Source organism: Undibacterium sp. Ji83W (assembly GCF_049340385.1).
Taxonomy (GTDB): domain Bacteria; phylum Pseudomonadota; class Gammaproteobacteria; order Burkholderiales; family Burkholderiaceae_D; genus Undibacterium.
The window spans coordinates 203,757-226,445 of record NZ_JBMPOZ010000004.1 but is presented as its reverse complement, the minus strand read 5'-3'; the positions used below and the strand labels follow the sequence as shown (position 1 = coordinate 226,445).

The following is a 22,689-nucleotide window of genomic DNA, read 5'->3' as shown; positions in this document are numbered from 1 at the left end:
TTATCTCTCGTTATCTTCCAATAGAAGGAGAACGTATGACCTCTTCCCACTTCGCTGAGCTGATTGCTTATGCGCAAGCGCACACCGGCCCGGCATCTGAACGCCAGGGTTCTTTTATTACCACCTATTTTGAAAACACTGACCCGGATGAAATTATCAGCCGCGGACCAGCTACCCTGTTCGCCCAGGCCAATGCCCACTGGCGTTTGCTGGATGCACCGCGTACTGCCCAGACACCGAAGATAAGGGTATTCAACCCCACCCTGGCAGAAGATGGTTTTGTCAGCGACCATACGGTCGTGCAGATTGTGAATGACAATATGCCCTTCCTGGTGGATTCGGTGACGATGGCAATCAACCGCAGCGGCCGTACTGCGCACTGGATAGTGCATCCGCTGATGAGCGTGGCGCGCGATGCGAATGGCAGCGTGACTGCGGTCAGCACTGTGGCAGCGGCGAAGGCAGCTGGGCGTAGCGATCCGGTAGAGTCGCTGATCCTGGTTGAGTGCGACCGCATCGTTGACCAGGCCGCCCAGCAGGCGCTGGTAGAAGATCTGAAAAGTGTCTTGTCTGATGTACGTGGTGCCGTGGTTGACTGGCAACCCATGCTGGCCCGTGCACGCGAAGTGCGCGCAGCTTGCGAGAAATCTACCCAGTCACCAGAAAAACGTGATGAAGCGCTTGCCTTTTTGGCCTGGCTGGAAGACCGTCATTTCACCTTCCTCGGTGTACGTGACTATGATTTGAAACGCGATGGTGACAATGTCAGCCTGGTTGCGATTGCTGACTCCGGCCTGGGAATTTTACGTGGCCCGGTCAAGACGGCAGAAACCCGCTTGCCGCCAGAAGTCGTGGCCCTGATGGATTCGACAGAAATGGTCATGGTCACCAAGGCCATGACACGCGCCACTGTGCACAGGCCAGCCTGGCTGGACTATATCGCCGTCAAGCGTTTTGACGATGCTGGCAATGTGATTGGTGAATCGCGCTTCCTGGGCTTGTACACATCCACAGCTTATTCTGAGCCGGTAGGCAATATCCCGCTGGTACGCCAGCGTGTGGTGAATGTCATGAACACCTCCGGCGTCGTGCCTGAGAGCCATGCTGCCAAGTCCTTGCAAGCCATTCTTGATGACTATCCGCGTGATGAACTGTTCCAGATCGATGCTGCAACCCTGGCTGATCATGCGATCGGTATCTTGCGTCTGCAAGAGCGCCAGCGCACCCGCTTGTTCCTGCGTCGTGATCCCTTTGGTCGTTTCACTTCTGCCCAGGTGTTTGTACCGCGTGACCGCTATAACACTGAGTTGCGTGTCAAGATAGGCAATGAATTGATGATGGCGCTGAATGGCCAGTCCATAGAATTCACGCCCATGCTGACCGACAGCCCATTGGCACGTATCCATTATCTGGTCAGGGCCAAGGATGTGGCCCCGCAAAATGTCAACCTGGCGATGCTGGAAGCCCGCATCGCCAAACTCGCACAGCGCTGGGAAGATGATTGCACCGCAGAATTGCTGCGTTCACATGGTGAGGGCAATGGCCTGAGCCTGGCCAATCGTTTCGCCAATGCCTTCCCAACAGCTTACCGTGAAGATTTTTCTGCCCTGGTGGGTGCAGAAGATGCAGACATGCTGGCCAGCCTGAACGCCGGTGCACCGATGATGGTCAAGCTCTACCGCCCACTAGATGCTGGCCCCGGCAATTTGCGCTTCAAGATTTATAACACCGCCAAGGTGGCACTCTCCGATTCACTGCCTGTGCTGGAGCATATGGGTGCCAGGGTACTTGACGAACATCCCTATGCCATCGTCAGTGGTGCCGAGACTTTGTGGATACATGACCTTGGCTTGCTATTGCCTGCCAACACAGATTTGTCATCAGTCAAAGTGCGCTTTGAAAACCTGTTTTCACAGGCTTGGGGTGGCGAGGTTGAAAGTGATGACCTCAATCGCCTGGTCTTGAATACCACGCTGGATGCACGCTCTATTGCTGTTTTGCGCGCCTGCTCGCGTTATTTCAAGCAACTGGGTTTTGCCTATAGCCAGAACTACATAGAAGCAGCACTCAACAAGAACGCGCCTATCACGCAATTGATTGCAGAGCTGTTTGGTGCGCGCTTCAAGCCTGATTATGTCGGTGACCGCGAACAGGCACAAAAGCATATACGTGAGCAGTTGGAAACCCAGATGAGCAATGTCGCCAGCCTCGATGAAGACCGCATCTTGCGCCAGTTCATCGCGACTATTGTGGCGACCCTGCGGACCAATCTGTGGCAAACCACGGCCACTGGTGCATTCAAACCCTACATGAGCTTCAAGCTCAATCCACGTGAAGTGCCGGGTGTGCCAGAACCCAAACCCCTGTTTGAAATCTGGGTATATTCCCCCCGTGTTGAGGGCGTGCATCTGCGCGGCGGCAAGGTTGCCCGTGGCGGCCTGCGCTGGTCTGACAGGCGTGAAGACTTCCGCACTGAAATCCTCGGCCTGGTCAAAGCCCAGCAAGTCAAGAACACGGTCATTGTGCCGGTTGGTTCCAAAGGTGGTTTTGTCCTCAAGAATGCACCGCCAGCGACAGACCGCGAAGCCTATCAGGCCGAAGGTGTGGCTTGCTACAAAATCTTCCTGTCCGGCTTGCTGGATGTGACTGACAATATCGTCAAAGGTGCGGTGGTGCCGCCCAAACTGGTGATACGCCATGATGTTGATGATCCCTACCTGGTGGTCGCGGCTGATAAAGGCACGGCAACCTTCTCCGATATCGCCAATGGCGTCTCGGCTGATTATGGTTTCTGGCTGGGGGATGCATTTGCCTCTGGCGGCTCGGTAGGCTATGACCACAAGAAAATGGGGATCACCGCCCGTGGCGCATGGGAATCGGTCAAGCGCCATTTCCGCTCACAGGGTGTAAATACGCAAGACACAGCTTTCACCGTGGCCGGTATCGGCGACATGTCAGGCGACGTATTTGGCAATGGCATGTTGCTGTCCGAGCATATCAAACTGGTGGCGGCATTTGATCACCGTCATATTTTCATCGACCCATCACCTGATGTGGCGACGTCATTTGCCGAGCGCCAGCGTCTGTTCAACCTGCCGCGTTCGAGCTGGGATGATTACGACAAGAGCCTGATTTCTGCTGGTGGCGGCGTGTTCCCACGTGGTGCAAAATCCATCAGCCTGAGTCCCGAAGCACGCGCTGTGCTGGGCATAGAAACTGCCGAACTGGCACCGGTAGAATTGCTGCGTGCCATTTTGCAAGCCCCTGTGGATTTGCTGTACAACGGCGGCATAGGCACTTATGTCAAAGCCAAGTATGAAACCCATGCCCAGGTCGGTGACAAGGCTGGTGATGCCTTCCGCGTCAATGGCAATGACTTGCGCTGCAAGGTCCTGGCTGAGGGCGGCAACCTCGGCTGCACACAAAATGGCCGTATAGAATTCGCGCAAAAAGGTGGCCGTATCTATACCGATGCGATAGACAATTCTGCCGGTGTTGATTGCTCTGACCATGAAGTCAATATCAAGATTCTGTTGGGCAGCATCGTTGAAGCAGGTGACTTGACACTGAAGCAGCGTAATGACTTGCTGGCGTCAATGACAGATGAAGTCGGCCACCTGGTCCTGACCGATAATTATTATCAAAGCCAGGCACTGGATATTGCCGCGCACCGTCCACTGTATGTACTCGATGGCCAGCAAAGATTGATGCAGTCGCTGGAAAAACAGGGCCGCCTGAACCGCGCCATAGAATACCTGCCCAGCGATGATGAAATCTTCCATCGCAAGGCATTGAAGCAAGGCCTGACTGCACCAGAAGGTGCGGTCGTGCTGGCCTATGCCAAGATGTCAGTGTTTGATGAACTGGTCGCCAGCAATTTGCCGGATGATCCTTTCTTCAGCCGTGCATTGAAAGCTTACTTCCCGCAAGTCTTGTCTGAACGTTTTGCCGAGGCGATTTCCAACCACCCATTGAAGCGCGAAATCATCGCCACCTTCATCACCAATACTGTGGTGAACCGTGCCGGTGCTACCTTCGTCAACTTCATCGCTACTGAAGCAGGGGCGACAGCGGCGGATGTGATACGAGCCTTCACCCTGGCCCGCGAGATATTTGATCTGGAAGTATTGTGGGACCAGATCGATGCACTGGATTACAAGGTTGATTCAAAACTGCAACTTGACCTCTTGTCCAAACTGATTGCCATTGCCCAAAGGGCTTCGCGCTGGATGCTGCGCATACGTTCGCAAAGCACGGATTTACCTACGCTGATACAACGCTACCAGCCAGCCGCCCGCGAACTTCGCTGGCAACTGGCAGACTGGCTGCCAGCCAATGCCCACGCGAGTTGGCAAAAAGAAGCCGAGGCGCTGACACAGGCTGGGGTAGAAGCCACGCTGGCACAAAACCTGACAGCACTGGAATACATCTTCCCGGCACTCGACCTGGTTGACCTGGCACAAAGCACCAGCAGCACCCTGGAACTGGCAGCGCGCGCTTACTTTGGCATTGATGATGAACTGGGCCTGACCGGTTGGCGCAATCAGATCAACCGCCTGCCCACAGACACTTTGTGGCAGACCCAGGCACGCGGCAGTGCGAGGGATGATGTGTATTCCATCGCCAGCCAGATCACTCGTGGCATGTTGTCACGCCAGGAAGATGTCAGCAACTGGCATGCGCAACATGCACCAGCCATAGACCGGTTGACTGCCTTGCTGACCACCATCAGCGCACAGGGACCGGATCTGGCACCGGTATCTGTCGCTTTGCGCGAGTTGCGTCACCTGGCTTGATTGATGTCTGATCAATGTCTGCTTACGGTCTGATTATGATCTGATCAAAACTGCCTGTCTGTAATGACAGGCAGTTTTTTTATGCGCTCTATTTTCACTATTGCCCGGATTTACCGGGTTTGCTGAATTTGGCGACAGGCTGGCAGCTTGCATCGAGCATGTACTGCTTTGCTGCTGGAGTCTTCTTTGCTTGCTCCATGTTCTGTATGCGTATCGTGTCACCGGAGATATTCCACCAGGATGCAGACACATCCAGTTCATGCAGTTTGGCGCAACTGCCCGTGTTGTAAAACATCAGAAAATCATTCGAGCCACTGTATTCATGGGTGACCAGTACCTTTTCGTCCTGGCTCAGATAGACATCTTTCCTGACCCAGATACCGCTGTTGATTTCACACTGGGTATTTGTGGCGAGTTGCAAGACTTGTAAAGGCGGCTCGGGAAAGGCATCGACTTCAGGATCATTGGACTCGCTATGGAAACGCAATTCCACGGATTTGGACTTTGCATGGAAAATCTCGTACTGCCCTGGCGTGAGCGGGATCACGGCAAGCTTGTGCAATTGGCAGCCTGCAGCATGTACCTGTGTCGTCAAAAGGCAGGTCAGCATGGCAAACAAGGTGGTTTTTTTGTGTAGCATGGTCAATCTGGTATCGCAATATTAATAAAATATACAATTTTACTTGCAGATGTTGAACGTATTCTGATTTTCCTGCTCAAAACCATCTGCTGTACTCACTATCCTGTTCTGAATAATAACCATATGAAAAAACATTCTGCACACTATTTGCCTGCTGCCTTGCTGAGCCTTGCGCTCACCGTTTCCCCGTACAGCCAGGCACAAGATACCAAAGTAAATGAAACCGCCTTGCGCGCCCATCTTGCTCTTATTTCTTCTGACCTGTTTGAAGGCCGTGGCACAGGCCAGCGTGGCGGTGACCTGACGGTAGCTTATCTCGAAACCCAGGCTGCTGTTGCTGGTCTGTTACCAGCCAACGGCAAGAGCTACAGGCAGGCGGTCAGCATCAATGGTATCAAGTCTTTGCCATTGGAAAGCTCGGTCAATATAAAACTTGCCAGGTCGCTTAACCTGACTTTTGGTGAAGACTGGATCTGGAGTGCGGGTGATGCCGTGAGCTCGCATCAGTTTGATCATGAATTGCTGTTCGTCGGTTACGGCATCAACGCACCGGAAGAACAATGGGATGATTTCAAGGGTGTTGATTGCAAAGGCAAGATACTGGTCGTCATGGTCAATGATCCGCAACCCACAGCAGAACAGCCAGACCGCTTTGGCGGTAAAGCCCTGACTTATTATGGCCGCCGCACCTACAAGACTGAAGAAGCCCTGCGCCGTGGCGCTGCCGGGGTTTTGCTGATACATACCGACGCGTCAGCAAATATAGGCTGGGATGTCTTGAAAAACGGTGGCATGGGCGAGCAATTCCAGCTGGCGAATAAAGATGCCAAAGGTCTGGCGATACAGGGCTGGATCACCGATGGCGCAGCAAATACCCTGTTTGCCGCATCAGGCTTGGATTTGAATGCCTTGCGTCAGGCAGCTGAGCGCAAGGATTTCAAACCCGTCGCCATCAAGGCCAGGCTCAAGGGTGAAGCAAAATCGCAAATACGCCAGCTTGAGCAATTCAATATCGCAGGTATCGTGCCTGGCACTGACCCGCAATTGAAAAACGAACTGGTGATCTACAGTGCCCACTGGGATCACCTGGGCAAGCAAGAAGGTGCAGGTGACCAGATTTATAACGGTGCCGTCGATAATGGTTCAGGCACGGCAGCCTTGCTGGCGATGGCAAAAGCAGCCGTGCAGCAACCGGCAAAACGCAGCCAGATGTTCTTGTGGGTGGCAGCGGAAGAACAGGGCCTGCTGGGTAGCGCCTGGTATGCTGCGCACCCGCTCTGGGCCTTGAACAAGACGGCAGCAGCCCTGAATCTCGATACCCTCAATTTTGTGGGGCGTACCAAAGATATCAGCGCCTTTGGTGCCGACCGCAGTGACCTCATCGTTGCTGCCAGCAAAGTCGCACTAGGCATGAACATGACAGTTGCACCGCCGCGTGTGGATGTGGCAGGCGGTTATTTCCGCAGCGACCATTTCAGCTTTGCCAAGGCCGGTGTACCGGCATTTTCCATAGGTAGTGGCCGCGACTATATCAATGACCCGCAAGCCTCACAAGAAAAGGCACGTGGCTATGGCAAGCGTTATCATCAGGTCACTGACGAATATGATGCCAGTTGGGATTTATCTGGCATGACTGAGCAGGCTCAGTTCACTCTGAACCTGGGACGGGAAGTTGCTGATGCGGTAAAGATGCCGGTCTGGAAGGAAAATGATGCTTTTGCGAAAGTAAGGAAATAAATAAAAATAGAAGAAGATGATGGAACTTGTCTTGGAAAATGCATTCCAAGATTGGTGTTTAATCGTGATTTGATTCGGCAATGTTATTGACATGCTGGCTTTCACTCCTTCCCCTTCAAGGGGAAGGTTGGGATGGGGATGGGTTTCTGTAGCAAATTGAATCTATTTCAAATCAACCGAACCCCATCCCCACCCTAACCCTCCCCTTGAAGGGGAGGGGATATTCTCCAGAAAATTATTTCAAATGTCAGTAAATAATGGCCTAAAGTTTCATCTCAATAAGAAAGAAAATAATGAACCAGACAACATTTAAATTAAAGCCCATCGCCAGCGTCTGCCTGCAAGTCATGCTGGCCATGCCTTTGTTGCACAGCATGGCACACGCCGCTGATGCTCCCATTGTAACAGCGGCAAAAAACGCAGCACCTGCAAAAAAAGAAAGCGGCATGGACACCGCAGTCGCACCCGGTGACGACTTTAACCGCTATGCCAACGGCGGCTGGGAAAAAACTGCCGTTATTCCCGACGACAAAGTCGCCGTCGGTATTTTTGATGTATTGGTAGAAGAATCTGATGCCAAGGTCCTGAAGATCATAGAACAGGCGACCAAGGCAGAGGCAGGTAGTGCCGTGCGCAAGATAGGTGATTTTTATACTTCCTACCTGAATACCGATGTCATTAACCAGCGTGGTCTGGCACCCCTGCAAGCTGAGATGCAAAGCATAGCTGACCTCAAAGACAAGGCCGCCCTGGCGACTTACCTGGGCAAGCATTTGCGTGCCGACGTTGATCCTATCAATGCCACCAATGTCTTTACTGAAAACCTGTTTGGCCTGTGGGTGTCGCAAGGCTTCCATGACCATACGAAATACATGCCCTACCTGCTGCAAGGTGGCCTGGGTTTGCCTGACCGTGAATATTATTTGTCAGCCAGCCCCAGGATGGCAGAGATCAGGAAAAACTATCTGGCCCACATAGCAGCGACATTCAAACTGGCAAATGTGCCGGATGCCGAGCAAGCCGCCAGGCGTGTCTTTGATCTGGAAATGCTGATCGCCAAAGGCCATGCCAACCGTGAAGCCACCTCTGATGTCTTGAAGGCTGACAATACCTGGACCCTGGCTGACTTCAATAAAAAAGCCGCAGGCCTGGATTGGGCAGCGTACTTCAAGGCAGCAGGCCTGGATGGGCAAAAAAAATTCATCATCTGGCATCCCAGTGCATTGACGGCATCATCGGCACTGGTAGCGAAAACTCCGCTGGCAAGCTGGCAAGACTATTTGCGCTTCCATGCCATCAACACGCGTTCCACAGTATTGCCGCAGGCTTTCTTTGATCAGAAATTCAAATTTTATAGCGCCTTGAGCGGTGCCAAAGCTGCACAGCCGCGCTGGAAATATGCAGTGGCAGCAACCAACAATGCGGTCGGTGAAGAAGTCGGCAAATTGTATGTGGCCGAGAATTTCTCGCCTGATTCCAAAACCCGCATCAATGGCATGGTCAGCAATATCCTGGCTGCCTTTGGCGAACGTGTACAGGCCTTGAAATGGATGACGCCAGCCACGAAACAAGAAGCGCTGGCCAAAATAAAATCGACTTATGTAGGTGTCGGTTACCCGGACAAGTGGCGCGATTATTCTGGCCTGCTGGTCGATGCAAATGATGCCTATGGTAATCGTGAACGTTCACAGGAATTTGAATATAGTCGGGCCCTGGCCAAATTTGGTCAGCCTGTCGATGTCACTGAATGGTGCATGAATGCGCAACTGGTGAATGCCGTCAACATGCCGCTGCAAAATGCCATCAATTTCCCGGCGGCGTATTTGCAATCCCCCAACTTTGACCTGGCTGCCAGTGACGCCACCAATTACGGCGCTCTCGGTGCCACCATAGGCCATGAAATCAGCCACAGCTTTGATAATTCCGGTGCCATGTTTGATGCAAAAGGCGAATTGCGCAACTGGTGGAGCAAGGCTGATCTGGCGCATTTCAAGACTTCTTCCAAAGCCCTGATCGCCCAGTTCAACCAGTACAAGGCTTTCCCTGATTTGTCCGTCAATGGTGCCCAGACCCTGGGTGAAAACATTGCTGACTTGGCTGGCCTGATGGCAGCCTATGATGCCTATCGTACCTCGATGAAACAAAAAGGCCAGACCATTACCAAGGAAGATGAACAGGAATTCTTCCTCGCCTATGCCCGCAGCTGGCGCGGCAAGATGCGTGATGAAACCTTGCGCACAGCCATCATCACCAATGAACACGCACCAGGACAATACCGTGTCCTGACCGTGCGTAATCTGGATGCCTGGTACGATGCCTTTGCCGTGCAGCCTGGCCAGAAACTTTATTTGGCACCGAAGGACAGGGTCAAGGTCTGGTAAGTCCTAGTAAAGACGGGTGATGTCAGGCCGGTCGCAAGCCATCATGCATGCGCCGCCTGACTTCTGCAACATGACGCTCGCTGACCGGGACTTTGTCCTGGTTGGCGAGTATCAGTTGATAGACACCGTCACCCAATACCTCAAGCTGGTTGAGCTGGTCACAGCGCACGATGGCACTACGGTGCACGCGCATGTAGCTTGCCGGATCGAGATGTTTTTCCAATCGGCTCAGAGCAACCCTGTGCAATACTTGCCTCTGTGCCAAGTGCAATTGCATGTAATTCCCTGCCGCCTCTATCCATAAGACATCCGCCAGTTGTATGCATTCTATGCGGCCTATCGAACGCACGCTGACTTGCTGCCAGTAAGCTGGCTGCTCTTTTTTTGCCTCATCTTCAGCTCTGACATACTGGCTCATGGCTTGCGCATAACTGGCTTGCTGGCGCTGTTTGAGCATGGCAGCAGCGCGTTCCAGCGATAAGGCCAGGCGCTGGTCATCAAAAGGTTTCAGCAAGTAATCAAGGGCATGCAGGTCAAAGGCTTCTATCGCATGGGCGTTGAAGGCAGTGACAAAAATCACCAGTGGTGGCGTGGCCTGTGTACTCAGTTCACGCGCCAGAGCCAATCCTGTTTCGCGTGGCATTTGTATGTCGAGGAAAATGACATCAACTGCATAGGCATCCAGTGCTTCGCGCGCTGTTGCTACATTCGTGCATTCAGCGACGATGCTCCAGCCTGGATGATCCTGCAATGCATAGCGCAAGTTGGCACGCCCCGGCTCTTCATCATCGACGATCAGTGCACGTATCGTATTCATGTTGCTGTGTCTTCCGGCATATGCAGGGGCATGCGTATTTCGACTTCATAGCGTGGTTGTCCGTCATCTTGTATGTGGCCACTATGCATGCTGGCGCGTCCTGCATAAATCAGCTCCAGTCTGGCGCGTGTCTGCGGCAGGCCCAGCCCCAGACCAGGGTTGGCGGCGACACCATCGGTGACGGTATTGCTTACCTTGATACTGAGTTCTTCACCTCGCAGATGGAATTGCATGCGGATATCGCTGCTGCCTTCGTGGCAATCCAGATCATGGCGCAAGGCGTTTTCCAGCAAGGGTTGTAGCAGCAAGGGCGGGCAGTCACCTGCCAGTACATTGCCTGTATCACCCGCTATGCTGATCTGCAGGCGTGCACCATAGCGCAGTCTTTGCAATTCAAGGTAATCGCGTATGAAAGTCATCTCGTCTTCCAGTCTCACCCAGTCCCTGCTGCTGGCCGTCAGCGCATAGCGCAGCAAATCACTGAGGCGGTTCAGGCCAGTCAGGGCAATGCGTTTGTCATCACTCCTGACGAGGGCGCTGATGGCATTGAGGCAATTGAAGATGAAGTGTGGCTCCAGTTGCCCGCGCAAGGCATCCAGCCTTTGCTGCTCCAGATCCAGCCGCAGATGCAATACATCATTCATGGATTGCTGCAGGATTTGCTCACGCACGCGTGCCTGTCGCCAGGTGCAGATTGCCAGCACGGCAATGAAGGTGCCGGTGGACCAGGCAAATTCCAGAAAAATGGTAAAACCACGCAGATTGAAAGCCGTACTCACGATGTCTTGGAAGCCAAAACCGGGCTTGTCCTTGAGCAGGTCAAGCATGGAGATATACATCAATTCGAATGGCAAAAAGCCCAGTAGCATGATCGCGTAGGAAAGCGCTATGCCCTTAGCCTTGCTGAGAAATCGCTCGTACCGCATGAAAATCAGGTAGAGGCAGGTACTGAAAATCATCATCAGAAAATGGCTGCTGACCCAGAACCACAGTATTTCGCTAAAACTGCGCTGGGTAGTCCCGTACTTGACCAGGTCACCATAATTGCCGAGCGCACCAATGGCGCACAGGCTGGTCCACACCAAAATATTGCTCAGCAAGAGTTTGAGGACGCTGATTGCTGTGAGCTGTGGAACCTGGTTCAGGGCGGGAGTATCTGGGCGGGCATTTTCCATGACAGCAGTATAGCAGTCTGCATAACCGTATTTGCATGTACAGGGAGGCAGCAGAGACAGGGTTTCGGGGTTTCGTCACAAGCTCTGCCATGATGATTTGCTATTGCCAGATAATCCATCGCAATAGACATGCTGGCGTAGACAGGGGGCAAGATGGATGTGAAGCTGAAAGTGAATGGACAAGTACGCACATGCCAGGCAGATGGTGATACCCCATTGCTATGGATATTGCGCGAAGACTTGGGCTTGACCGGCACCAAGTTTGGCTGCGGTGCGGGGCAATGCGGTGCCTGTACCGTACATCTGGATGGAGAGGCCTTGCGCAGCTGTGTGATGCCTGTGGAAAGCCTGAACGGGCGCAGTATCACGACCATCGAGGGTCTGTCGTCCGATCGCAGCCATGTCTTGCAGCAAGCCTGGATAGAGCATCAGGTGCCGCAATGTGGTTATTGCCAGTCAGGCATGCTGATGGCCGCTGCTGCCTTGCTGAAGACCACACCGCATCCAAGCGACAAGCAAATCGATGCGGCAGTGACCAATCTTTGCCGTTGCGGTACTTATCCGCGTGTCAGGGCGGCCATACATACTGCTGCCGCCAGATTCAAGCCACAGGCAGTTAAGAAAGGTGCGAAGACATGACGACAGTTGCTTCACCCGCGCGCAGGAATTTCCTGAAATCGTCCCTGGTGGCAGGTGCCTGGGTACTGGGTAGTAGCACACTACCCATGCTTGACAGCCTGGCAGCGGATGAATCAAGCAAGGCAGGTTCCCACTTTGATTCGCCTTTTGATTTCTGGCTCAGCATGGATGGCACAGGCGTGGTGACTGCTTATACCACGGTCACCAACCTTGGGCAGGGCACACATGCGGCGATTGCCCAGATCGTTGCCGAAGAACTGGAAATGCCCATCGCCAATGTACGCATAGAACATGCACCCGTCGTCAAGCAATTCCACAGGGAATGGCCACCCGGTATCACGACTTTTGGCAGCGCTGGTTTTAACACTGCAATGGCGACGATAGCACCAGCCTGCGCAGCAGCAAGGCAAATGTTGTTCCAGGCTGCAGCCTTGCAATGGCAAGTTGATGTCAAAGACTGTGTGGCGATTCAGGCGCAAGTGAACCATGCTGCGACAGGTCGCAGCTTGCCCTATACCGCATTGATCAAGGCAGCTGCATTGCTGGCACCGCCGGAAAAACCTGTCATCAAATCACCCAAGGACTGGAAGGTGCTGGGCCAGTCCGTGCAACGTCCTGATATCCCGGCGCGGGTAGATGGCAGTGCCGTGTTTGGTATCGATGTGCAAAGGCCAGAGATGCTGATGGCGGCAGTCCTGCATGCGCCGCGCTTTGGCAGCAGCTTGCAAAGCGTGGATGACAGCCCCGCACTGGCTGTGAAGGGGGTACGCAAGGTAGTACATCTGCCGAATGCCGTGGCGGTAGTGGCAGAGCGTTACTGGATCGCTCACAAGGCTGTGCAATTGCTCAAGCCGGTATGGCAGGATGGTGCGCATGCCAGCATCAATACCGCAGATATGCGCAGCAGTTTGCTGAAGGCAGTTGCTGCTGGCGAGGGCAAGCTCTTCCCTCGTCCGAAAAAACAAAAAGAAGGTGCTGCAGAGACAGCAATGAACGAGGCAAGCAGCATTATCGACACCAGCTTTGATGTCCCCTTCCTGGCGCATGCAGCGATGGAACCCCTGAATGCCACCGTTGAAGTGACTGCTACAGGTGCACAAGTCTGGCTCTCCACCCAAAGCCAGACGGATACGCAAAATGGCGTCGCCAAGGCACTGGGTTTTCAACCCGAGCAAGTACAGGTGCATACCCAGCACGTAGGCGGCGGTTTTGGTCGCAGGCTGGAACACGATTTTGCGATCGAGGCCGCCTTGATCGCCAGGGCCGCCGGTGCCACCGTAAAAACCATCTGGTCGCGTGAGAACGATATGCGGGCTGGTTATTACCGCCCCATCACCGCTGCCCGTGTGCAACTGGCGCTGGATAAGGATTATCTGCCCATGGTTTTACGGCTCGATACTGCGGGCCCCTCACTACTCGAATATACGCGGGTCACGAATAGCCCTGCCAGGGATGGTCTTGACTGGACCTATATCATGGGCTGGTTTGGTAACAGTTATAAATTCCCTTTATTCGATACGCGCTGGACACGCGTTGACTTTGGCGTTCCCTGTTCTTACTGGCGCTCGGTAGGCAATTCGCAAAATTGCTTTTTTCTTGAACATACGCTGGAACAGGCCGCACACAAGGCTGGCATGGATAGCCTGGAATATCGCCGCCGCTTGTTGCAACATAATCCCAAAGCCATTAGCTTTGTGAATGCGCTGGCAGAACGCGCAGGCTGGAGCAAACCCTTGCCCAAGGGGCATTATCGCGGCTTTGCCATGAACGGCAGTGGCGACAGATTATTCAGCGGCCATATCGTGGAAATTGCTGTCAGTAAACCGGGGCAATTTCGCATAGTAAAAATCACTGCTGGTATCAGCCCCGGAGTTGTCGCCAATCCCAAGGCAGTTGAGGCGCAGACGATGGGGGGCACCTTGTTTGGACTGTCTGCTGCCCTGTTTGGCGAAATCAGTTTCAAGGATGGCCAGGTGGAGCAGGGCAATTTTGACAGCTATCCCCTGGTTACGCTGGCGCAGACGCCTGTGCTGGATGTGCTGGTGATCAGTTCCGGCGACAAGTCAGAAGGCGTGGGTGAAGAAGGGCCACCGTCGATAGGCCCGGCTATTGCCAATGCCCTGCTGGCAGCGAGTGGCAAACCAGTCACACGCCTGCCTTTGACGCAGGCGGGCTGGAAACTGGAAGTGTAAGGCTCAAGTTAAGCAAAACAGATTTTTGCTGCTACTTGTTGTGACTGCTGGTATCGTGCAATTCTGAATTTGAATTCACATTATTCCAGGAGATAAAAATGACGATAGCGAACTGGTGCGTATTGGCTGCATGCCTGTTACCAATCCTTACCGTGGGACTGGCCAAGGGAGGCTCAGCGAAAATGCCACGTGAAGCAGGCAGGTATGACAATAATAATCCCAGGGAATGGGCCAAGAACCTGAGTGGCTGGCGGCAGCGTGCCAATGCGGCGCAGCAGAATGGCTTTGAAGCCTTGCCGCTGTTTATTGCTGCCGTGCTTCTTGCCCAGCAAGCACAGGCTAACCAAGTGCGTATAGATCAACTGGCAGTCTTGTTCATTGTCATTCGTATCGTCTATATCATTACTTATCTGATGAACCAGGGGACTCTGCGCACACTGGTTTGGGCTGGTGGTGTGGCTACCAGCATCGCCATCTTGCTGATGGCCTAGGTTTTTATCATCACAAGGATGTGGGCGTGCACATCCTCGCCCTTGTCCTGACGTGCAATTTCCTGGCTGGCTTCGACTATCTGAAAGCCATGTAATTGTGCCAGCCGCTGCAGATAGGCATAGCTATGGGCATAGCGCTGGGATGAGCGCAAAATGTAATCTGCGCTTTCATGCGTTGTTTCCACTGAAAATCCAAACACGGCCTCAGCCTGCATGACACGGCTGGCAGCAGCAAATACCTGATTCAGGTCGCCTATGTACACAAATACATCGGCCGCAATGATGAGATCAAAATCCTGGTCTTGCAATTGCAGCCAGTCGCTAATTTCTGCACAGTGCAATTCATCATACAAGCCAGTTTTCCTGGCCTGGCCCAGCATTTTTTCTGACAAGTCTATGCCTGTCAGCTTGCTGGCTTTTGGCCGCAGATAAGCTGCGCACAAGCCTGTACCGCAACCCAGGTCCAGGTAATTGCCGGGCTCAGCTTTGACATGCTTGCTGACTGCCTTGCTGAGCAAAGCGGGTATTTGATAATGCAAGACTTCCAGCAAGTGCTCGTCAAAATGGGTGGCGTACTGATCAAACAAATCAGCAATATAGACAGCGGGTGACATTGCTGGCGTATCGATTACGCCCATTGCCGCCAGCGCATAATTGATTTGCGCCAGCTCTGCATCGTCGTTGCAGTGATTGCTTGCCGTCTGGTATGCCGCAATTGCAGCATCGTCTCGCCCCATCTGGCGCAACGTATTGCCGTATTGCAGATGCGCTTTGACATAATCAGGCTTGATTTTTATTGCTCGTTCAAAGCTTTCCACAGCGGCTGAAAATTGCTGCATTTTTTGCAGGCAGATACCACGGTTGCACAGGGCTTGTGTATGCCCAGCTTGCAAGTGCAAGACAACTTCATACCCGGCGATGGCATCTTCATACAGACGCAAGCATTGCAGGCTGAAGGCGCGGGCAAAATGGATGGCGGCATCTTGCGGTGTTAATGTCAGGGCTTCATCAAAGTCCTGCAAGGCTTGCTGATGCTCATCCATTTCTTGCTGGGCGATACCGCGGTTTAACAGAGCTTCTGTATAGCGTGGATTGAGACGCAGGGCTTTGTCATAGTTATGCAGGGCAGCAGGCAGTTTCCCCATACTGCGCAAGGTATTGCCACGATTGTTCCAGGCCATGGCGTAATCTGGTTTCAATTGCAAGGCCATGTCATAACTGGCCAAGGCTTCTTGCGATAAACCCAGGTCTTGCAGGGCTGTGCCCAGATTGCCGTGTGCAATGGCCTGTTGCGCATCGATAGCGATTGCCTGGCGCAGGCGTGTCACTGCCAGCGCTGCATCGCCGCGTTGTTTGGCAATCACCCCCAGTAATTGCAGGGCATCAAAATGCTCGGGCTGGGTTTGCAAGACTTGCAGGTACAGTGCTTCTGCTGCGGCTAGCTTGCCTTGCTGGTGATGTGAGATTGCCTGTTGCAATATATTGCTGATCTGCGCGCTCATGGTACTGTTCAATTTCCTGTACTATCTTGATTATTCAACTAAGGACTCATGCTATATGGATGAACAGGAACTTTGGGCACTGCTGTGGAGCCTGTTACCCTCACCCGCTTACCTGATTGCTGCTTTTGCTTTTGGTTTGCTGGGTATGGCAGCGTTTTACTATGGCAGGAAAAAAACCAACAAGCGTGTCAAATGGCTTTCGGTGGGACTGATGTTCTATCCCTACTTCATCGGTAGCGACATACGCTTGCTGTACGGCGTAGGCATTGCTTTTTGCATTGCCATCGCCGTCAGCATTTACTATCCTCACGAGCCCAAGTAATCTGATTTAGCCAACTTAGCCCAGGATTTTTTCCATCTCTTCAAACTGCAGGTTTTCAACCAGCATCTGTTCCTTGCCATTGTCCGAAGGGAAGGGTTTGAAGCGGCCTGTGCGTATATAGCCACGGCGTTCATAGTAAGCAATCAGTTCTTTCCTGACGCTGATGACGGTCATCCAGATTTTGTTTATTCCCCACAAGTCTTGCGCATGCTTTTCTGCAGTCTGCATGAAATGTTTACCTATGCCATTTCCTTGCAGGACTGGACGCACGACAAACATGCCCAGATAGGCAGCACCTTCAGTTTTTTCCAGATTCACACAACCTATGATGTCTTCACCCTGCAGGCATAGCAGGATGACGGAATCGGGATTGGCGATCAGTTCGCGCACTTCAGGCGGAAATATGCGTGAACCTTGCAACAGGTCGGCTTCTGTAGTCCAGCCCTGGCGGCTGCTGTCGCCACGGTAAGCGCTATTTACCAGCGCGGCGATAATCTCGGCGTCCGCGTCAACTGCTGGGCGAAAACTGATGGTGCTTGTATTGTTTGAGGTGATGTCTGTCATACGTGTCTATGTGAATGAGGTTCTGGCGTGGACTGAAATAATAACATGTGCCCTATCCACACCAGAATCTGGCTTTACCGGCACGAAAACCACGTGTTAGCATGTCAGGAGCGATAAAATATTTTATCTTTCTATTAAGAATTTCAATTTCCTGATGAAAAACTCCGCTACCAGGGCAATACTGTTTGTCTGCATGGGCAATATTTGCCGCTCGCCCAGTGCAGAAGGGGTATTCCGCAGCCATGCGGACGCTGCCGGGCTGGATTTGCATATAGATTCTGCGGGTACCCATGCTTATCACATAGGTGAAGCACCTGATCCGCGCTCACAGGAATTTGCTGCCCGCCGTGGCATAGATTTGTCACAGCAAAGAGCACGCAAGCTGATCGCCAGTGACTTTGAAAAATTCGATTTATTACTGGCCATGGACAAAGAAAACCTGGCGAGGATGAAAGCAGCTTGCCCGCCAGAGTATCAGCACAAGTTGAAACTCATGATGGAATATGCAGGCCATAGTGACAGCGAGATTGTGCCTGATCCCTACTATGGCGGCCCGGATGGCTTTGACCTGGTGCTCGATTATATTGAAGATGCCAGCGCAGGCCTGGTGCGCGTGATACAGCAAGAGTCAAATTTTAAATAGAGGAAACATGATGCAGACACAAGATCTCGAATTCATCATGAAATCCATACGCCAGTATCTGCAAATGCGTCCTGAGAGTGCTGATACTGTCGAGGGAATTGCCAGATTCTGGATAGACTGGCCAGGTGAGGCTCTGCCTGTATCTGCAGTATTGCAGGTACTTGAAAACATGCGCAATGCCAGTGAACTGGAGAGTCGCAATGTGGGCGGGCGCACGATCTGGCGCGCCAGGCGTTGAAACCCGCTGTAACTTTATCCATGCCATCAAATAGAATCTTTTTTCACAGCATGCTCAGCCTGGGGATTTTCCTCGGCTTTACCTTGTCAGTACATGCCCGCAATGAGCTGGTGAAAATCGAGACTGTCAAAGGTGCCAATTCAAATGCCTTGCTGGCGACCAATAACAGCCGCATGCCAGTCACGGTCACCTTGCAGCTCAGTAGTTACAGTAACCTGACCTCGAGTAAAAGATGGCCCATACAGGCACAACTGACGGGTGGCCAAAGTATGGAATTGGTACAGATATCTGCCGCCAATGCACAATTTGGCTATACCATCGATTACAGTAGCCAGTTCGTGCAAGGCGACCCCAATGCCCGGCATGATGCAAATGTCAGTTATCAAATTCCCTTTGCTGCTGGCCAGGGTTTCCAGATTGTGCAAGCCGCCGATGGCCCGCAGTTTACTCATCAGTCCGTAGCCACCCGTTATGCCGTCGATATCGATATGCCCTTGGGTACGACAGTGGTGGCGGCCCGTGCCGGTTATGTGGTGGAAGTGGTCAGCCAGTTTGCCGACAATGGCCGGATTGAAACCGAATTTTTTGACAAGGCCAATTATGTCCGCATCCTGCATGATGACGGCACCTGGGCCGATTATTTCCATCTCATGCAAAACTCCAGCCAGGTGCAATCAGGTATGCGCGTGGAAGCCGGGCATGTCCTGGCTTTGTCTGGTAACAGTGGTTACTCAGCGACGCCGCATCTGCATTTCCATGTGCAGGTGAACCAGAACGGCACGATCATTTCCCTGCCATTCCGTTTTCATAATTCCCACGATGGTGTATTCACACCGCGTTACCAAAGCTGGCTGATACCTGATACGCCAACCGTCAATGCCAGTAAAACCAAGGCCAGAAAGTCCCTGCGCGAATGCCTGCCTGGTGGCAAGACTTTGGATAATGCGGCGATACGTTGCCTGTCCAGTTCTTGACGTTATTGACATAAGCCGCTTTCCATTTTCTTTAATGCATATCGCAGTAATGCCAGTGCCTGCTTATGTGATGAAAATGTTTTTTGCGGTGACGGAAATCTCGTTGCACGAAATTTCAGTGTGATTGCGCTGCTATACTGCAAAGTATGGATACCAGCCGCTTTCATACTTCTTCAAGCCCATTGCCGCAGCCTGCGCCACAGTCCTGGCAAGCGGCAGTCAAGGTATTGCTGCTGAATGTATTCATCTGGAGTACGCTGAGCCTGATCGGTGCGCTGACTTCTCTCAATGATGATTTGCGCGAAGGCAACCAGGGTGACTTCTGGCTGATTTTTCAAAGCTGGGGCAGGAGCGCGATAGCGCTGGCGATACTTGGCTACATCCTGGCTTATTGCTTCAGACGCTGGCCCTGGTTATATAGCAGTGCCAGACATATCGCGGTTGGATATGGCTTGTTATTGCTGTTCGTTTTGCCCGGGCAATTACTGTATGTAGGCAAGCTGTTCACCCTGGATGGCCCGCATGATATGAACTGGGGACAGATAGAGGCAGAGTTGCAGGTCTTCGATAAGCTGGCGGCTTTGCTGCGTTTATCATCCATCAGTGCCGTGTATTTTGCCGTGGTCGCCATCAAGATCTGGCAGCAAAGCCAGGAACGGGGCCGTGCCTGGGCACTGGAAAGAGCAGATGCCCTGGCCTTGAGGCTGGAGCTGGAGCAGCAAAAATCCCTGGCCCTGCGGGCACAGCTGGAACCCCATTTCATGTTCAATGCCCTTAATGCCATCAGTGCCCTGGTAATTTCAGACAATAAGGATGTCGCCTTGGATGGCATACATGGCTTGAGTGAACTGCTGCGCTATGCACTGGCCGCAGGAGATAAAAACTGGGTAAGACTGTCAGAAGAGCTGGGCTTTGTTGAAGCCTATCTGGCGCTGCAGCGTCTGCGCTATGGTGAGCGCTTGCATATCGCCATGGCAGGGGTGGATGAACAGGTACTGGCATGCGATTGCCCGCCCTTGTTATTGCAACCACTGATAGAAAATGCCCTGCGGCATGATCTGGATTGTCATGAAGAAGCCAGCGATATCCTGTGTCGTTTTGACTGCAGCGAGGGCAACTTGCTGATACGCATCAGCAACCCCGTGCATGCCGAAGCTGCGGCCAATCCCGGTGTAGGCCTGGGATTGCGCAATGCACTGGCGCGCCTGCAATTGGCGTATGGGGATGCTGCGTCTTTGCAGACAGAGACTACTGCAGGCCGCTTCCAGGTAACGATCAGCATGCGTGTAACAAGACCAGAATGACAGCCATTACAGCGAATACGGCTACCATACGCAGCATCATCGTCGATGATGAAGAGCATGCGCGTATCACCCTGCGCTATGCCCTCAGCAAGTACCCTGAATGGCAGGTGTTGGCCGAGTTGAAGAACGCCGCAACTGCCCGCGAGTTCCTGGGGCAAAATGCAGTCGATGTGGTGTTTCTCGATATACAGATGCCCAAAGAGTCAGGCCTGGAGCTGGCGCGCAGTCTGGCCGCTCAGCCCAAACCGCCTTTGATCATCTTTGTGACTGCCTATAATGTTCATGCGATTGACGCTTTTGATTTGCAGGCACTGGACTATTTGCTCAAGCCCTTCAGTCCGGACAGGTTTTCCAAAACCCTGGAGCGGGCCAGGGAAATGCTGAGCCTGACCCAGCAACCTGCCTATGGCCATGCACTGTCAGCCTGGCTTGCTGTCAGTCTGCACGGTCTGCATGAACAAAACCCCGCTTACCTGCAGCAAGTCACGGTCAGGTCCATCGGTGAAATGGAAAGCATTCTGCTCTCTGACGTCTACTGGATCGGTGCGGCAGGTAATTATGTAGAACTGCATCTGGACAAGCGTGTGGTCTTGCACAGAGTACCGTTAAGCAAGCTGGAAGAATATCTCGATCCCCGCCAGTTTATCCGTGTCCACCGGGGTGCCATCGTCCGGGCAGATCAACCCGCCCATTTGCAGGTACTTGGAAATGGCAGTTATCAATTGAGGCTGCGCAGCGGCACCGAGGTAGCTGTCAGCAAGAATTATGTCGATGCCTTGCGCCAGCTTATGCTGGGTCAGGCATGACATCACGCCCATCAAGTTTCCATCGCGTATCCATCATAGCCCTGCCTGGAATTTTGGCACTCTCCTGAACTTATTGCCCCCCTTTGGGTCTGATTCCCTGTAATTCAAGCAAGTCTGTTTGCATTTCAATCCGCCAAATCAGCATTTCATCCATAAAAAAGTGCACTTCAAAACCAAGGCGATTGAACTGGACAAGACTACAGGGAATACTTTCTCATCCAATTTCCCCACACTAATAGCGACAGGGACCATCATGTTACGTAAAACTCTACTTGTTCTTGCCATTGCCTCAGCTCTGGCAGCTTGCAGCAAAGACAAAGCTGCCGAAAAAGCCAGTGCCAGCGCAAGTTCAACCGCAAGCGCAAGTTCCAGCGCCAGTGCCAGCGCAGCGGCTGATAAGGGTGGTGCAAATGACAAAAAAGACAAGGCCCCTGTCAAACTGGTGATTGCACCAGAAGACGTGATGACGGTGCAAAGCAATGCCATGGCATCTGGCCCGGTAGTGACTGGCTCCATACAGCCAGAACGCAAGGCTGACTTGCGTGCCGAGGTAAGTGCGGTGGTCTTGCAAGTGCTCAAAGAAAATGGTGATGTCGTCAAACGTGGCGATATTCTCGTCAAGCTGGATGAAACCTCCATCCGCGACAACCTCAATTCTGCCGAAGATGCATCCCGTAATGCTGCCCTGGCACTGGACCAGTCTGACCGTGCCCTGCAACGCTTGAAAACCCTGCGTGCCTCAGGCATGACTTCCCTGCAGGCACTCGATGATGCAGAAGTGCGTCGTAACAGTGCGCAGAGTGAATTGTCAGCAGCCAGGGCCAGGGCCGTGACGGCACGCCAGCAATTGCAGCGTACCGTTGTGCGTGCACCGTTTGATGGTGTCGTCAGCGAGCGCAAGGTATCGGCTGGAGATACAGCCGCCATAGGCAAGGAACTGGTCAAAGTCATCGACCCGACCAGCATGCGCTTCGCCGGACGCGTGTCGACAGACAAGATTGCCATGGTCAAAGTTGGCCAGCCGGTAGGTTTCCGTATCAATGGTTATGCCGGGCAAGAATTCCGTGGCAAGGTTACCCGGGTTGATCCGGCAGCCAATGATGTTACCCGCCAGGTAGAAGTACTGGTGGCCTTTGCTGACAGCAAGCAACCTAGCGTGTCCGGCCTGTATGCCGAAGGCAATATAGAGGCAGCGACAGTCAGTGCCCTGATGCTGCCGGAGGCTGCTGTCATCAAATCCGGTGACAAGTCCTATGCCTGGAAAGTCGCAGGCAAGACTTTGAACCGGGTTGACCTGCAAATTGGCAAACGCGACCAGCGTACCGGCAATTATGAAATTCGTGGCGGTCTGGTCGCAGGTGATGTCGTCATGCGCAGCCCAAGCTCCAGTTTCAAGGATGGCCAGAACATAGAATTGGCCACCGCAAAAGTTGCAGTGGCTGACGCGACTCCAGCGCAAGGGAAATAA

The 22,689-nt window shown here is 53.0% G+C and carries 18 protein-coding genes; 13 read left to right on the top strand and 5 right to left on the bottom strand.

Annotated features, from left to right (window positions below; genetic code table 11):
* The first annotated feature begins 35 nt into the window (after positions 1-35).
* Entirely contained in the window at positions 36-4,796 is a 4,761-nt protein-coding gene (locus ACO0LD_RS10055; protein ID WP_423006258.1) for an NAD-glutamate dehydrogenase, read from the top strand.
* A gap of 97 nt (positions 4,797-4,893) precedes the next feature.
* Here ACO0LD_RS10055 and ACO0LD_RS10050 read toward each other — a convergent pair whose 3' ends face one another.
* The gene (locus tag ACO0LD_RS10050; RefSeq protein ID WP_423006256.1) at positions 4,894-5,436 is read right to left on the bottom strand and encodes a hypothetical protein; all 543 of its coding nucleotides are present in this window, start codon (positions 5,434-5,436) and stop codon (positions 4,894-4,896) included.
* A gap of 123 nt (positions 5,437-5,559) precedes the next feature.
* On the opposite strand from ACO0LD_RS10050, the gene ACO0LD_RS10045 reads away from it, so the two are divergent.
* On the top strand, positions 5,560-7,173 hold the full coding sequence (locus ACO0LD_RS10045) for a M28 family peptidase (protein ID WP_423006254.1): 1,614 nt from the start codon (positions 5,560-5,562) through the stop codon (positions 7,171-7,173).
* A gap of 293 nt (positions 7,174-7,466) precedes the next feature.
* Positions 7,467-9,554 (top strand): M13 family metallopeptidase, encoded by a 2,088-nt coding sequence (locus tag ACO0LD_RS10040; RefSeq protein WP_423006252.1) that lies wholly within the window; start codon positions 7,467-7,469, stop codon positions 9,552-9,554.
* Positions 9,555-9,576: 22 nt separating this feature from the next.
* On the opposite strand, the gene ACO0LD_RS10035 is transcribed toward ACO0LD_RS10040, so the two are convergent.
* Together ACO0LD_RS10035 and ACO0LD_RS10030 are read right to left on the bottom strand one after the other, a co-directional pair.
* A complete protein-coding gene (locus ACO0LD_RS10035) occupies positions 9,577-10,371 on the bottom strand; it encodes a LytR/AlgR family response regulator transcription factor (RefSeq protein WP_423006250.1) in 795 nt (264 codons plus the stop codon).
* Positions 10,368-11,546 carry a sensor histidine kinase gene (locus tag ACO0LD_RS10030; protein WP_423006248.1) on the bottom strand — a complete coding sequence of 393 codons (1,179 nt, stop codon included), beginning with the start codon at positions 11,544-11,546 and terminating at the stop codon, positions 10,368-10,370. The genes ACO0LD_RS10035 and ACO0LD_RS10030 overlap by 4 nt, the downstream gene beginning before the upstream one ends.
* Positions 11,547-11,705: 159 nt before the next feature.
* On the opposite strand from ACO0LD_RS10030, the gene ACO0LD_RS10025 reads away from it, so the two are divergent.
* From ACO0LD_RS10025 to ACO0LD_RS10015, 3 genes are all read left to right on the top strand, one after another.
* A complete protein-coding gene (locus ACO0LD_RS10025) occupies positions 11,706-12,185 on the top strand; it encodes a (2Fe-2S)-binding protein (RefSeq protein ID WP_423006496.1) in 480 nt (159 codons plus the stop codon).
* On the top strand, positions 12,182-14,377 hold the full coding sequence (locus tag ACO0LD_RS10020) for a molybdopterin cofactor-binding domain-containing protein (RefSeq protein ID WP_423006246.1): 2,196 nt from the start codon (positions 12,182-12,184) through the stop codon (positions 14,375-14,377). The genes ACO0LD_RS10025 and ACO0LD_RS10020 overlap by 4 nt, the downstream gene beginning before the upstream one ends.
* 98 nt (positions 14,378-14,475) lie before the next feature.
* On the top strand, positions 14,476-14,868 hold the full coding sequence (locus ACO0LD_RS10015) for an MAPEG family protein (protein ID WP_423006244.1): 393 nt from the start codon (positions 14,476-14,478) through the stop codon (positions 14,866-14,868).
* Here the strand turns inward: ACO0LD_RS10015 and ACO0LD_RS10010 are convergent.
* Positions 14,865-16,370, bottom strand: a complete 1,506-nt coding sequence (locus ACO0LD_RS10010; RefSeq protein WP_423006242.1) for a tetratricopeptide repeat protein — start codon at positions 16,368-16,370, stop codon at positions 14,865-14,867. The two genes, ACO0LD_RS10015 and ACO0LD_RS10010, sit on opposite strands and share 4 nt — an antisense overlap.
* Before the next feature lie 55 nt (positions 16,371-16,425).
* Between ACO0LD_RS10010 and ACO0LD_RS10005 the strand changes: the two genes are divergently transcribed.
* Positions 16,426-16,692 (top strand): hypothetical protein, encoded by a 267-nt coding sequence (locus tag ACO0LD_RS10005; protein WP_423006241.1) that lies wholly within the window; start codon positions 16,426-16,428, stop codon positions 16,690-16,692.
* Between the two features lie 15 nt (positions 16,693-16,707).
* On the opposite strand, the gene ACO0LD_RS10000 is transcribed toward ACO0LD_RS10005, so the two are convergent.
* A complete protein-coding gene (locus tag ACO0LD_RS10000) occupies positions 16,708-17,256 on the bottom strand; it encodes a GNAT family N-acetyltransferase (protein WP_423006239.1) in 549 nt (182 codons plus the stop codon).
* A 154-nt stretch (positions 17,257-17,410) separates the two neighbouring features.
* Here ACO0LD_RS10000 and ACO0LD_RS09995 point away from each other — a divergent pair, with 154 nt between their 5' ends.
* The 6 genes from ACO0LD_RS09995 to ACO0LD_RS09970 all read left to right on the top strand — a co-directional run bounded on the left by ACO0LD_RS09995 (position 17,411) and on the right by ACO0LD_RS09970 (position 22,689).
* Positions 17,411-17,899: a low molecular weight protein-tyrosine-phosphatase gene (locus tag ACO0LD_RS09995; protein ID WP_423006237.1), complete on the top strand. Its 489-nt coding sequence runs from the start codon at positions 17,411-17,413 to the stop codon at positions 17,897-17,899.
* 7 nt (positions 17,900-17,906) lie between these two features.
* The gene (locus tag ACO0LD_RS09990) at positions 17,907-18,137 is read left to right on the top strand and encodes a hypothetical protein (protein WP_423006235.1); all 231 of its coding nucleotides are present in this window, start codon (positions 17,907-17,909) and stop codon (positions 18,135-18,137) included.
* A gap of 20 nt (positions 18,138-18,157) precedes the next feature.
* Positions 18,158-19,111, top strand: a complete 954-nt coding sequence (locus ACO0LD_RS09985) for a M23 family metallopeptidase (RefSeq protein WP_423006233.1) — start codon at positions 18,158-18,160, stop codon at positions 19,109-19,111.
* A 146-nt stretch (positions 19,112-19,257) separates the two neighbouring features.
* Positions 19,258-20,415 carry a sensor histidine kinase gene (locus tag ACO0LD_RS09980; RefSeq protein WP_423006231.1) on the top strand — a complete coding sequence of 386 codons (1,158 nt, stop codon included), beginning with the start codon at positions 19,258-19,260 and terminating at the stop codon, positions 20,413-20,415.
* Entirely contained in the window at positions 20,412-21,221 is an 810-nt protein-coding gene (locus tag ACO0LD_RS09975) for a LytR/AlgR family response regulator transcription factor (RefSeq protein ID WP_423006229.1), read from the top strand. Before ACO0LD_RS09980 ends, ACO0LD_RS09975 begins: the two co-directional genes overlap by 4 nt.
* Positions 21,222-21,474: 253 nt before the next feature.
* The gene (locus ACO0LD_RS09970) at positions 21,475-22,689 is read left to right on the top strand and encodes an efflux RND transporter periplasmic adaptor subunit (protein WP_423006227.1); all 1,215 of its coding nucleotides are present in this window, start codon (positions 21,475-21,477) and stop codon (positions 22,687-22,689) included.

Coding starts and splice junctions, on each gene's coding strand:
- ACO0LD_RS10035 (WP_423006250.1), bottom strand. CDS start 10,371: ATGAATACGATACGTGCACTGATCGTCGATGATGAAGAGCCGGGGCGT.
- ACO0LD_RS10040 (WP_423006252.1), top strand. CDS start 7,467: ATGAACCAGACAACATTTAAATTAAAGCCCATCGCCAGCGTCTGCCTG.
- ACO0LD_RS10000 (WP_423006239.1), bottom strand. CDS start 17,256: ATGACAGACATCACCTCAAACAATACAAGCACCATCAGTTTTCGCCCA.
- ACO0LD_RS09975 (WP_423006229.1), top strand. CDS start 20,412: ATGACAGCCATTACAGCGAATACGGCTACCATACGCAGCATCATCGTC.
- ACO0LD_RS09990 (WP_423006235.1), top strand. CDS start 17,907: ATGATGCAGACACAAGATCTCGAATTCATCATGAAATCCATACGCCAG.
- ACO0LD_RS10030 (WP_423006248.1), bottom strand. CDS start 11,546: ATGGAAAATGCCCGCCCAGATACTCCCGCCCTGAACCAGGTTCCACAG.
- ACO0LD_RS10050 (WP_423006256.1), bottom strand. CDS start 5,436: ATGCTACACAAAAAAACCACCTTGTTTGCCATGCTGACCTGCCTTTTG.
- ACO0LD_RS09985 (WP_423006233.1), top strand. CDS start 18,158: ATGCCATCAAATAGAATCTTTTTTCACAGCATGCTCAGCCTGGGGATT.
- ACO0LD_RS09995 (WP_423006237.1), top strand. CDS start 17,411: ATGAAAAACTCCGCTACCAGGGCAATACTGTTTGTCTGCATGGGCAAT.
- ACO0LD_RS10045 (WP_423006254.1), top strand. CDS start 5,560: ATGAAAAAACATTCTGCACACTATTTGCCTGCTGCCTTGCTGAGCCTT.
- ACO0LD_RS10055 (WP_423006258.1), top strand. CDS start 36: ATGACCTCTTCCCACTTCGCTGAGCTGATTGCTTATGCGCAAGCGCAC.
- ACO0LD_RS10015 (WP_423006244.1), top strand. CDS start 14,476: ATGACGATAGCGAACTGGTGCGTATTGGCTGCATGCCTGTTACCAATC.
- ACO0LD_RS10020 (WP_423006246.1), top strand. CDS start 12,182: ATGACGACAGTTGCTTCACCCGCGCGCAGGAATTTCCTGAAATCGTCC.
- ACO0LD_RS10010 (WP_423006242.1), bottom strand. CDS start 16,370: ATGAGCGCGCAGATCAGCAATATATTGCAACAGGCAATCTCACATCAC.
- ACO0LD_RS10005 (WP_423006241.1), top strand. CDS start 16,426: ATGGATGAACAGGAACTTTGGGCACTGCTGTGGAGCCTGTTACCCTCA.
- ACO0LD_RS09970 (WP_423006227.1), top strand. CDS start 21,475: ATGTTACGTAAAACTCTACTTGTTCTTGCCATTGCCTCAGCTCTGGCA.
- ACO0LD_RS09980 (WP_423006231.1), top strand. CDS start 19,258: ATGGATACCAGCCGCTTTCATACTTCTTCAAGCCCATTGCCGCAGCCT.